At 70.2% G+C, this 12398-nt stretch carries 7 protein-coding genes; all 7 read left to right on the top strand.

The features are described from left to right. Nucleotides 1–12: 12 nt before the first annotated feature. The 7 genes from QHF85_RS25350 to QHF85_RS25320 all read left to right on the top strand — a co-directional run bounded on the left by QHF85_RS25350 (nt 13) and on the right by QHF85_RS25320 (nt 12369). Complete coding sequence (locus QHF85_RS25350) at nt 13–1629, top strand: hypothetical protein (RefSeq protein ID WP_281329882.1); 1617 nt, start codon at nt 13–15, stop codon at nt 1627–1629. Between the two features lie 19 nt (nt 1630–1648). Then, nucleotides 1649–2056, top strand: a complete 408-nt coding sequence (locus QHF85_RS25345) for a hypothetical protein (protein WP_281329881.1) — start codon at nt 1649–1651, stop codon at nt 2054–2056. A 4-nt stretch (nt 2057–2060) separates the two neighbouring features. Beyond that, nucleotides 2061–4823, top strand: coding sequence for an OmpA family protein (locus QHF85_RS25340; protein ID WP_281329880.1), 2763 nt, complete (start codon nt 2061–2063; stop codon nt 4821–4823). An 8-nt stretch (nt 4824–4831) separates the two neighbouring features. Beyond that, the gene (locus QHF85_RS25335; protein ID WP_281329879.1) at nt 4832–5578 is read left to right on the top strand and encodes a hypothetical protein; all 747 of its coding nucleotides are present in this window, start codon (nt 4832–4834) and stop codon (nt 5576–5578) included. A gap of 42 nt (nt 5579–5620) precedes the next feature. Continuing rightward, nucleotides 5621–8269 (top strand): AAA family ATPase, encoded by a 2649-nt coding sequence (locus QHF85_RS25330; protein ID WP_281329878.1) that lies wholly within the window; start codon nt 5621–5623, stop codon nt 8267–8269. Further along, entirely contained in the window at nt 8266–10854 is a 2589-nt protein-coding gene (locus tag QHF85_RS25325) for a hypothetical protein (RefSeq protein WP_281329877.1), read from the top strand. Before QHF85_RS25330 ends, QHF85_RS25325 begins: the two co-directional genes overlap by 4 nt. A gap of 396 nt (nt 10855–11250) precedes the next feature. Next, on the top strand, nt 11251–12369 hold the full coding sequence (locus tag QHF85_RS25320; protein WP_281329876.1) for a hypothetical protein: 1119 nt from the start codon (nt 11251–11253) through the stop codon (nt 12367–12369). Nucleotides 12370–12398: the final 29 nt, after the last annotated feature.

Raw genomic sequence — 12398 nt, 5'->3', positions numbered from 1 at the left:
AATGGCCACGCCGTGAACCAACTCCTTCCCTTTTCGCGAAACGGCCGCGCATTCCATCACCTCCCCGGCGCCGTGGCCCTCTCGATCGTCGGGGCGCTCTTTGTCGCGCCCGCGCTCGCCCAGACGACACCGGCCGCGCCGACGAAGCGCACATCCGGAATGTCCGTTCAGGATCAGCTCGACATGGATATCACGCCCCTGCCCACCGGGTACGGCGCCGTATTCGTGCCGAGCCCCGCGGGGAGGCTGCCGGGCGCGAGCGTGCTCGTGCAGTACGAGGGGGAGACGGTCGCGCGGGGATACATCGGCGAGCGGATCCCCGTGCCGCCGGGCCAATATCGCGTGCTCGTAGGCTCGGGGCCCGAGGCGCTCCGGGCTTCGAGCGACGTGACGGTGGTCAAAGGAATGACCGTCACGGCGGCGCAAAATTTCGGTGTGCTCCGCGTGAGCCTCGTCGACGATCGAAAGGCGCCGATCGAGGACAAGTTCGTGGTCGCGTCCGCGGACGGGGCCCGCGTGTATGGCCCCGTGGCGACCTCGGTCGACAAGGCGGCGAAGCCGGAGGCGCTGATCCTGCCGCCGGGGCGGTATCTCTTCGCGCTCGGCACGAACCCGAACGCGAGCGTGAATTCGATCGCCATTCAGGTCGGCGGCGGCGAGCTCATCGACTACCGCGTCGTCGTCGAGGACGGCAAGATCGTACGGACCGAGTTCGGGCGCCCCGAGGCCGACTACGAGCCGAGCCCGTGGCGCGTGCAATGGGTCATCGGCGGCGACGTGTCGTTCGCCCAGCGGATGAACCAGTTCTCCACGTACAACGGCGACGTCTTCATGGCGGGCGGTTTCACGAGCTTCGAGGGCGCCTACGACTCCGGCCGTCACCTCGCCCAGCTCAACGTCGGCATCGACGAGATGGTCCTCTCCTTGACCTCGCCCGTCGAGCAGGCGTTCCCGCTCCGCAAGGTCGTCGACGAGGTGAGCGCGGAGCTGCTCTACAATTATCGCGTCGTGGGCATCCTCGGCCCTTATGCCCACGCGATGGGGTATGCGACCGTCTTCAACACCACGTATCGCGACGAAGCGCCGTACCGGGCGACGACGCGCGACGCGCAGGGAAAGGTGGTGAAGCAGGGCGATTATCTCGCGAGCGACGAGCTCGAGACGTTCTCCGGTGGGTTTCCCCTGTTCCTCCAGGAGGGCGCGGGCTTCGGGACACGCGTCGATTTCCTCGGCATCACGCTGGGCGTCCGGGCCGGCGCCGCGATGCGGCAATCGTTTTACGGCGGCGGGCGGTACGTCCAGGCGCGCTCGGGCGCGAACCTCGATCTGATCGCGCTCCCGGACGCCTTCGATTACGGCGCGGAGGCGTCGGGGCTCGTCGGGTTCACGTTGTTCAAGGTGCTCTCCGTGAAGAGCCGCCTCGATCTGTTCGTGGACTCGGATCAGTTTGGCGAGTTCCTCGGCGCGACGTACAGGCCCATTTATCGATGGGACAACATTGCGAGCCTGCGCCTCTCGCGGTTCGCCTCCGTGGTGTACACGGCCGTGCTCCGGCGCGACGCCGCCGCGGTCGTGCCGAACCAGTTCGCCCACACGTTCCGCCTGCGTCTCCAGGCGGCCATCTTCTGACCGGAGGCCTCGGACGCCCATGCATTCGCTCGTTCGTCGCTCCCGAGCCATCGTCCTCGCCGCCCTCTTCGGCCTCTCCATGGCTGCGCTGTCCGGCTGCGGTCGCAATTACGGGCCTTATCCGGCCACGGCGCTCGAGGTGAACGAGCGGATCCTCCGCGTCCGGGGCGCCTTCGAGAAGGTGAAGGCCGATCCGCTCGCGAACGAGGTCCGCCTCGATTTGCAGCGGGCCGAGACGTGGATCGTCACGGCCGAGGCCGAGGCCAAGGAAGGCAAGGTCGACGAGCGGGCCGACCTTTACCTCACGACCGCCGAGGGGCAGCTCTCGATGATCCAGACGCATTACGCGCGGCGCCGGGCGGAGGACAAGCTCGGAAAGCGCAGGGAGCAGGCGCTCGCGCCGACGGCCGATGAAACCCCGGAGTGATGGTATGGCACGATCACGCTTCCTTTCGCGGCTCCCGGGCGCCTTCCTCCTCGCGGCGCGTTTTGCTCCTGCGCTCCTCGTCGCAGCGTGCGCGTCGACGCCGCCTCCGGCGCCGCTCGCCGAGGCGGATCGGCTCCTCGCGCGCAAGGACGCCGGCGACATCAAGATTGCCCGGCCCGAGCTCGTGGCGGAGGCGCGTGATTTGCTGCGTCGCGCGAAGTCGGCGCATGGCATCGGTGATTCCGAGCGAGCGGCGCTCTACGCATACCAGGCCATCCAGCTCTTCACGTCCGCGAAAAACCTGGCCGAGCGTGACGAGGCGGAGCGGCTCTTGCGCGTCGTCGACAAGGCCGCGGGCGAGAGCGAGGAGGAGCGGCGGAAGATCGAGCTGGAGACGCGGCTCCGGAAGCTCGAAGAGCAAAGCAAGAGCTCGCCCGAGGCGGCCCGGGCCATGCGGGCCATCGACCGGGCGCGCGAAAAACAATCGACGGCGCTCGAAAAAGGCGCGACCACGGGCTCGGCGGGCGTCTATTTTCAGCAAGGGCAGGCGTTGCTCGAAGTCGCCGTCGATGCCTTCGAGGTGAAATCGTATGCGGAGGCAGCGAATGCGGGCCAGTCCGCGGCGGCTTCGTTCGTGTCGGCGCTCGGCAGCGTCACGGAGAAGGACAAGGGGGCGGCGACACCCGAGGGCGAAAAGCCCGCGCCTTTCGCGCCGACGGAGCCGAGGCGAGCGGAGGAGACGAATCCGTCGCCCGTGGCGGCGAACGTCGAGGCGCCGCGCGCTGCGCCGCCGCGTCCGCGTGCGGGCGGGACGCGCGCCGCTGCGCCGTCGATCGACGAGCTCGCCGACAAGATGCTCGTATCGCTGGAGCTGCGGCGCGCGGAGGCGCTCGGCGAGCTGAAGGATCAGCGGTGCCCGGGGCCGTTCCGCGAGATGGAGGCGATGCTCGCGCTTGCGCAGAAGCGATTCCAGGTCGCCGATTACGAGCATGCGTACGAATATGCGCTGCGCGCCGACGAGCGGTTCCGCGCCTGCGACAAATCCGGTTTCTTAGCGGTCCCGATGCCTGGGGCGGGGACAGCAGCGCAGCCGAGCCAGCGGCGCGCGGAGGACGCGGAGGAGGCGGCCCGCAAGAAGGCCGTCGTGGCGATCCAGAAGGCGCAGATCGAGAGCGCGCGGGCGCAAGCCGTGAACCCGAACGATCCGGGGGTTTTGCAGGGCAACCTGCTGCTCTCGAATGCGGATTCATGGCTCGGGAGAAAATCGTACGAGGAGGCGGAAGACTTCGCCAATCGCGCGCTCGTCGTGCTTTCGAAGGTGAAGGCGCCGGAGCCCGCGAAGGCCGTGGCGAAGCCCGCGGCGCCTGCACAGGCCCCCGCCGCGCGGCCTCCGAGCGCGCCGCAGCCCGCGCAGCCGCAGCCCACGCAACCGCGGCCCACGCAGCCGCAACCTCAGGCCCCCGTGTACGTCGTCCAGCAGCCGCCGCCCGTGCCACCGGCGCCGCCGGGGACGACGGTGCGAATCGTCGACGAGAGGTCGGCGGCGCGCGAGGAGCAATTCCTCACGGCCCGCATGCAGCAAATGGAGCAAGCGCTCGCGCAGCTCCAGCAGCAGAAGCAGGGGGTGGTCGACGCGTCGTGGCGGCCGGCCTACGAGCGGGTCTTCCGGGCGCTCTCGCTGCGCGACCGCGCGAAGCTGCGCTCCCCCGAGTCGAAGAAGCGCGTGGAGGAGGCGGATGCGCTGCTCGCGCAATCGCGCGCGGCCTGGCAGGCGAAGCGTTATGCCGACGCGATGCGCCTGGCCGACGACGCCTCCGCGATCCTCGAGCCCCTCGCGGAGGTCACGGCGGATCGGGGCAGCCCCGAGGAAATCGAGGAGCGCACGCGGAAGGCCGACGGGCTCATTCGCGAGGCGAGCGTGGGGCAGCAGGTCTGCGAGAAGGAGGCGTGCGGCGAGCGTGATCTCGCGGGGTATGCGACCGCGAAGGAGCTGCTCGCCTCGGCGCGGCAGGCCTACGTCGACAGGCGCTTCGGGTATGCGATCGAGCTCGCCGGCAAGGCCAAGGAGCAATTCTCGGCCGCGCTGCAGAAGCCCAGGAAGGACGCGTCCGATCCGAAGATCGCGGCCGAGAAACTCGAAGCCCTGCGAGAGGCGGCCGACAGCTCGCTCCGCGAGGCGAACATCACGAAGAAGATCTGCGAGACCCGGAATTGCCGCGCGATCGACGGCGAGGGATGGATCCGCGCGACCGAATACATGGTCTCGGCCCAGGCGGCGTACGTCGACAAACGGTACGAGGTGGTGAAGGACCTCGCGGACAAGGCCGACAAGATCTTCAAGGACACGATCGCGAAGCAGCCCGAGTTCATCCTGCCCGCTGGCGTGACGCGCGTGGCGCGCTTCGGCACGCAGCTCCGATTGAATCCGCCCGTGAAGTTCTCGAAAGGGACGACGCTCACGCCCGCGAGCGAGGTGTCCCTCGACGAGCTCGCCAAGGTGCTGGTCGAGAACAAGGCGGTGTTCAAGCGGGTTTCGTTGATCGGGTTCACCGATGGCTGGGGCGCCGCCGCGACAAACAAAAAACTCTCGACCGATCGCGCCGCGGCGGTGCGCGACGGGCTGATCCAGCGCGGCGTCCCGGCGGATCTGTTGATCTCGGAGGGGAAGGGCGGGGAGAACCCGATCGCGAACAACAATACGCCGCAGGGCCGCGAGGACAATCGACGTATCGAGATCCACATGGACCTCGTCGAGGGCGTCAAATGAGGAGAAGGATGAAGCGGCTCATCGGAAGCGCGCTCGCCGGCGCGGCCTCGGCCGCCGTTTCGCTCACGGCCGCGGCGCAGCCGGATCCCTTCGCCGATTACGAGGCGATGAAGCGCGGGCAGGCCCCGGCGCCCCCGCCCGCGGCGTCGCTCCCCGCCGCCCTGCCGATCCCCTCGCCCGAGCCCGAGGTCTCGACGGCGCCGTGGAAATGGAGCTTTGGCGGCCGGAGCGCGTTCAGCTACACGGGCATCTCGAACGATACCCTGCTCGCCCAGGAGCAGAGCAATACGACGCTCTTCTTCCGGCTGACGCCCACGCTGGGTTTGACGGTGCACGAGCGGGTGCTCGTCTCCGCCTCGTTCGGCCTGCTCGGCAACAACCTCACGCGCGAGAACGGCAGCAATGCGACCGCGCTCGCGGGGCTCTTCGAGTTCACCGGCCATTACATCCTGCCCGTCACGCGGCGGCTCGCGTTCTTGCCGGGCCTCGGCATCGGGCCGTATTTCGGCTCGAACGACCGATCGCTGCGCCTTCCGGACGGGCGCAAGGTCGACGAGGCTTCGAGCACGTTCGGCGTCGCGATGTCGCTGTACGCAATGTTCGGGTATCAGCTCTCGCCGACGCTCTCGGTGCGCACCGGGATCGCGCTCTACAGCCTCTTCCAGACCGAACGCGTGGAGAGCGCGGACAAGAGCCTCGGGGCCTCGGCCGTGCACGTGGGGCTGCCGATCGAGGTTCATTTTCACGTCCTCTAAGGCCTTTACCTCGGCCCCCGCGAGCCGCTACCCTCGCCCGCGATGGTCGATCCGATCCGCCTCGAAGCCGCCTCCAATCGCTTCCGCGCCTTCTTCGACGAGCTGCATCACATCTTCCTCGAGCGCGACGACCTGCTCCTCCAGCTCGCGCTCGCGCTGCTCTCGCGCGAGCACTTGCTCGTCACCGGCCCGCCGGGGACCGCGAAGAGCCAGCTCGCCTCCGCGGTCTTCGGGCGAATCCTCGACGAGGAGACGGGCGAGCCGAGCCTCTACGCGCGGCAGATCGGCGAGAGCACGGTCCAGACCGACCTCATCGGGCCCATCGATTTCAAGACGCTCATGGAGACGGGGCGCACCGAGCATTTCACCGACGAGGGGATGCTCGGCGCCGTCCACGCGTTCCTCGACGAGATCTTCGACGGCCGCGACATGCTGCTCCGCTCCGCGCTGAACGTGCTGCACGAGCGGGAGGTGAAGCAAGGCGGGCGCGTGAGGCGGGGGCGCATCGAGTGCGCATTGATGACGACGAACCGGTACATCGCCGACGTGCTTTCGAGCTCGCGGGAGACCCTGCTCGCGTTCGTCGATCGTATCGCGTTCGTCTCGTTCGTCCCGCGCGGGTTCGCCGATCCGAATCAGCTCGGCCTCGTGCTCCGTCGGCACGTCGGGGGTTCGTCGCGGCAGTTGCTCGAATCCACGCTGAGCGTCCAGGATCTCGACGCGCTCCAGCACCTCGTCGACGAGGTGCACGTCTCGGATCCGGTATGCGACGGCCTCGCGACTTTGCTCGAACGCTTCGATCGCGAGCTCAACGCCGCCGTGCGCGCCGATCCGGAGTTTGTCCCGACGCGCTACATCTCCACGCGCACGGCCGTTCGTTCGGGGCGCGTGCTCCGGGCCGCCGTGGTCGCCGACCGAATCCTGCACAATCCGAAGCGCGCGCTCGACGTCCTGCCGTCCGATTTCAAATGGCTGCGGCTGCACCTCTTGCTCTCGGGCCCCACGCCCGACCAGACCGAGGCGCTGATCGGCCGCGAGAGTGATCCGAACGAGCGGCGGCAGCTCGGGATCGTGCGCACCGAGCGCTCGATCTTCGAATCGTGCCTCGCGCAGATGCCGCCCATTCACGTAAAACCCCGGCCCACCGCGGCAGAGGCGCCGAAGCCCGACGCCGTGACCGTGCCAGCCGACGCGGGCAAAAAGAAGAAACGCAAATCCGAGCCGCCCCCGCCGCCCGAGGACAAACCTCGTACGATGCTCGATCAAGCCGTCGCATCGAGGGACGCGACGCGCTTGATCTCAGTCATGCGCGAGCTCGGGGCGCAGGCGCGCGCGGGATCGATCGACGCGGCGCGCGCGAGCGTGCTCGTCAAGGAGGCGACCGTGGCGCTGACCGCGCTCGTGCTGCGCCGCGGGATCGACGCGGCCGCGGGCGGAGGGACGCGGCCGATCGGCGAGGTCGTGAAGGATCTGTCGCGGCTCGCGGCCGAGATCGAGGACGGGACGGCCGGGACGCGCGCGACGGCGCGCTGGCTGCGCGGCCGGGCGCTCGTGATGGTCGACGAGGCCGCGGGGCACGCGGCGGGCGCTTCCTCGACGGATCTCGTCGCGTCGATCATCGACGACGGCACCGAGGCGCAAGGCAGGGCGCGCGCGCGGATCGAGGCGCTCGAAGCCTTGTACGAGCTCAGGCGCGATCTGCTCGGCCAGGGCGCGGCGCACGAGACCGGCGAGGAAAAAGCCTGGCAGCGCGCCGTGGCCGCGGCCGAGGACGACATCACGATCCTGCTCGACATCTCGCTGCGCAGCGTGGTGACGAGCGCCTTGAAGAGCGCGCCTTCGCGCAGGCTCGCCGAGGTGCTCGCGGCGATCGCGCCCGAGCTCGATCGGCTCGACGCGATGGCCGCGCGCCTCGAACGCGTGCGCGGCGCGCCCTCGACGCTCAAGGCGAAGGTGACGGGGCCGCGCCTCGGCGCGCTGATCGAGGCGGTGTTCAAAGGATTCGACGCGCGCGATAGGCCCGCGCTCGTGCGCGAGGTCGAGGCGCTCGTCTCCGTGCTCGGAAAGGCCGGGCTCGCGCGGGCGATCGCCGCCGAGGCGTTCCTCGGGTGGGCGGGCGAGGCGCTCCTGCGCGGGGACGTGGCGCCGAATGTCGGCGCGGGACAAACCCACGATCACGACGGATATCGCCGCCTTCGTGCGGCCGAGCAGCGCGTGTCCTCGGCCTACACGCTCGCCGAGATCGCGCTCGTCGTCGCGCCCGAAGGCGTGCGGGACGCGCCCTCGCCCGCGGAGGCGGCCGCGGCGATCGCCGTCGCGTGCGGCAAGCTGCCGGAGGCGGTGCGCGGGCGGGTCGTCGCCGGGGATCTCGCGCGGATCGGTCGGGCGCTCGATTACCTCGAGCGGTTCTGGCGGGAGCTCGAAGAGCGCGCGGGCGGCTCGGCGGAGCGCTTGCGTGAAATCGTGCAATCGCGGTTCTTCGATCTCCTGTGGGACGAGGGGGCGCTCACGCGGTTTGCCCTCGAAGCACGGAACGTCGCCGAGGTGTTCCCGGCGCACGCGGCCGAGGTCGACGAAGTGCGCCGGCGCATCGACGCCCTCGACGCGAGGACGCGCACCAGCGTCACCGAGCTCTTCCGCCAGCGCTCGGATGCCGAGTGGGCGCAAGCGCTGCGGGTCGGCGACGCATGACGGACGAGGCGCTCTCCCGGTTCGGCGAGCGTATCGAGCGGCTCACGGCGCGGCCGCACGACGTGCGCGCCCCGCTCGTGCGTATCGCGCGGCCTTTGTTGCGTGCGCTCGGGTATCGCCCGGCGCTGCGTACGGCCCGCGTCGCGGCGCTGCTCGACGCGCTGCGCGCGCCCGGGGGCAAACCCGTGCCCGAGGCGCTGGTCACGGGCGCCGTGCGCGAGCTCGAAGACAACGTGATCGCGCTCGAACGAACGCTCGTCGTGCACGGGCGGGTGCCGCTCGCGCACGCCGCGTGGGTGCGAAGGCTCTACGAGGTGACGGTGCGGGCCGCGCGCGCCGCGAGTGATCAAAAAAACGAGGCCGCGCGCCGCGTCGCCGCCGCGATCGATCCGGTGCGGATCGCGCCGCCGCTCGCGATCACGCCTCGCACGCCCGGGGAAACGAGCGCGAAGGACAAACCCAAGGCCGCCGGCGACGGCGAGCCGGGCGCGGCGGAGGGCCCCGGCGCGCCGGAAGGCTTTCTCGACAAACCTCTTTCGGCCGAGGAAGAGCGGCTCGTCGAGGTGGAGCTGCTCGCGATCGACCATCTGCTCGACGCGGCGCGGGGCGAGACGGAGTTTCTCTCGCGCAAACGCCGCCTGCTGGAAGCCGCGCGCAAGCTCTTGCTCGACGCGTCCGCGGCATTGCCGCTCGGCAAGGAGGGCGTGGAGGTGCGCAGGCGCCACCTCGCCATGGAGATCGCGCGGATCGATCGGCTCGAAGCGGCGGGGCTCTCGCCGCATCGCGGGCTCTTGCATCAGGCGAAGGACGCCCTCGCGCGGGGCGAACGGCAAAGGCTGCACGCCGCGCTCGTCGCGCTCGATGGAGCCTCGCTCGCGGCCGGCGACGAGGCGTTTTCCGAGGCGGCCTCGCGCGCGCGAAAGAAGCTCGGCGAAGGCGAGGGGGAGGACGCGGAGGCCGACAAACTCCGCGGCTTGCGCCGGTCGAGCGAGGAGATGTTCGGCGGCGCGGCGATGGCCGCGATCGCGGAAGGGTATGTGCAGGCGCGCAAATCGCAGGAGAAGCCGCCGAAGAACGAGAGCGACGAGGACAAGAAGTATCGCCTCCTCGCCTTGCAATGGCTCGCGCCCGAGAACGAGGCCGAGACGCACGCGGCGCTCTGCTCGATCGACGGCACGGTCGACGTCGGCGTTCCCCTCGCGCCCGTGCGCGTGACCGAGGTCGAGACGCGCGCGCGCCTCGTCCGTCACCCGACGCCGGATCTCTTGCTCATGCCCGCGCGCGACGTGACGGACATCCCGCACGCGGTGGTCGAAGATCCGCGCACGGTCCTGCTCGCGCTCGCCGAGGGGCGGCTGCTCGCGCGGCGGTACGTCGAGCAGGAAGTGAAGAAGCGGACGCGGACGCGCCTCGTGGGGGAGGCGCGCATCTACGTGCTCGACGGGTCGAGCTCGATGCTCGAAGACGGCAAGAAGGGCGCGCGGGCGCGGGTGCGGGACGCGATCTTGCTCGCGGAGCTCGGCATGCTGGTGAAGCGCTTCGCCGAGGGAGATCGGTCGACGCGCCTCACCCTGCATTATCGATACTTCACGAAGAAGATCGGGCCGATCACGCGGATCGGCCATGGGAAGGCGGCGATCACCGCGATGGCGGACGTCGTCGGCAAGGTGCGCAAGGGCGGCACGGACATCGAGAACGCGCTTTTGTCGAGCTTCGAGCAGATCCGGGCGGCGAAGGACGAGGATCCGGACCTCGCGCGGGCGCAGATCGTGCTCGTGACCGACGGCGACGCCCTGGTGCGTGAAGACGTGATCCAGGCGGCGCGGGAGAAGGTCGGGGACGTGCCGATCGCCGTGAGCGTGGTCGCGCTCGGGGAGGAGAACGAGGCGCTGCGGGCGCTCGTCGCGAGGCAGCGGGCGCGCGGGGAGCGGGCATTTTATCATTTCCTCGACGACGACGCGCTCGTCGAGATCTGCGAGGGCAAGCTCTTCACGGGGCCGAAGATCCACGTGGAAGGACCCGCGGACGAAAAGAACCTCTCGGTCGAGGCGCGGGCGGCGAGGCTCCGCGCCGAGCTCGGCGGGCTCGTGGACGAGCTCGGCGCGCTCGCAGAGAGACGAAGCGCGGCGGCGATCGAGGCGCTCACGGCCGAGGCGGACGCGAGCGCGGAGGCGGCGCGCGCGGAGGCGGCGCTCGGGGTCGCGGCGGATACGGCGGCGAAGGGGGAGGGATCGAAGGCGCTGCGCGAGGCCATCGAAAAGGATCGGCGCGCGCTCGAAGGGCGATTTGTACGGTGGTTTCCGGCGCCTGCCGCCGAGAATGGCAAGAATGCACCCGCGGGCCGCTCGTCCGATGGCGAGGCCGTGGTCGTCGTCCTCTCGACGATCGCGGAGGTGGTGTCCGATTTCGGCGGATCCGATCTTTCACGGCGGGCCGAGGCGATCGATTTGCTGGAGCGGCTCCTGCCGGACTCGATGCTCACGCCGGCGCGGTGGTTCGCGGTGATGCGCGATGAGGCGGGCGCGGTGGCGGAGGCGATGCGGGCCGTGCACGCGGCCGTGACGGGGCCGCGGGGCGCGAAGTAGCGAGGCGCCACGCGGGCAACCTCACGCTGTCCGTCGTGGTTCAGGGTGACCATGACGTTGCCGGCCCGCTTCTTCGCAGGCTGGCTGACAGGCTGCATGGTGAAAGGAAGTGCGCGCGCTCGCGCGGCGGCGTCGAGCGCCCTCGACGTGCGGGCCGAGATCGGACATTTCTCGTCCCATCCGAGGGGTCAATTTCGTTGCCATTCCAGGGTGGATCCCGTAATGATCGAATCCACCGAGCGTTGACGTCCGCAGCGCGCGGCCACAATCCAATGCAGCACCCGCGGGGCTGGGAGACCTTGCCCCGATTGCGCCTCTCCGGGGGCGCACGCCTCTTCGGAGGCCAATTTCACCAGGCAATGCCTGGAAACGGACGCACCCAGAAAGGCGGCCCTCATGAGCGCCATCGCCCTTGCATGGCCAGCCGCTCCGGGCGGCAGGTCGAGCGCTTTTCTTTGCGACGAATTCCTGACCCCGCGCGAGAAGTCTCCGCGCGGGCCGATCGAGCCCGCCTGCGAGGAGATCGCAGCGCGCCTCGACCACGCCCTCGAAGCGAGAGAGAGCCGCCTCCCGGATCTCGCCCTCTGCTTCGAGGCGTGTGCACGGATCGCGTCGCTCCTGGGTCGGCCGATCGACGCGCGGCGCCTCTACCTCGCGTCGATCGCACGGCTCGCTTCGTCGTTCGATCGAAATGGTGATCTCGCGGCGCTCGCCCTCGCGCTCCGCGCCGTGCTCGGCCTCGCTCGCATCGAGGCCGCGCTCGGCCACGACGACGAGGCGCTGTTCCTGTTCGAGAAGCTCGCGGCCTTGCCGCTCGGCGGCTCGCTCGAAGCGGGCCCGCTCGTGGTGACGCCCGCGCGTTTCGCCGAGGTGTCGGCGTTCGCGCCGCTGCTCGGGCCGAAGCTCTCGGCCGAGGCGATCGCCGCAGCGCTCGAGACGTTGATCGCGGCGGCGCGGTACGACGTGGCCCTCGCCGTCGCTCGCGTCCGCGATGAAAACGATCCCCCCGCGCTCGACGCCTTCCGCCGCGAGGCGACGGCGACCGCGCTCTGTCGCATGGGCCTGTTCGGCGAGGCGCTCGTGTTCCTCGCGTCGGCCGTCGCGCGCGAGCCTCTGTCCACGCGTCCGATCTTCGAGCAGAAGCGGGCCGAGGCGCTCGCGGCCTCGGGGCAACTCGACGCGGCGCGGGCGCGCGCCTCGTTCGTCGTGGAGGGCCTCGACGAGCGGCTGCGCGCCTCTCCCGCGTCGCTCGACGATCTCGCGCTCGCGGCCCGCGCCCTGCGCGTCCTCGGCATGCTCGGCCAGGTCCCGGGCGCGTTCGCCGCGCGCGCGTTCGAGCTCGCGGGCCTCGTGGGCGACGTGCCGCTCGAAGCCGAGCTCGCGCTCCGGGTCGTCGGGAGCGACGCGCCTCGCGCCACGCGGGAGCGCGCGGCGAACGTGGCCGTCTCCCTCGTCGGGCATCACGCGCCTTCGTTTGCCGCGCTCCGCGATCGATTGTGCTCGATCGCGGCGTGAGCAAGCTCGCGGCGTCGCCTCAGCGCCCT

Source organism: Polyangium sp. 6x1, assembly GCF_029946515.1.
Taxonomy (GTDB): domain Bacteria; phylum Myxococcota_A; class Polyangia; order Polyangiales; family Polyangiaceae; genus Polyangium.
Note: the sequence above shows the minus strand (reverse complement) of the source record. Positions and strands in the feature narration are given on the sequence as shown.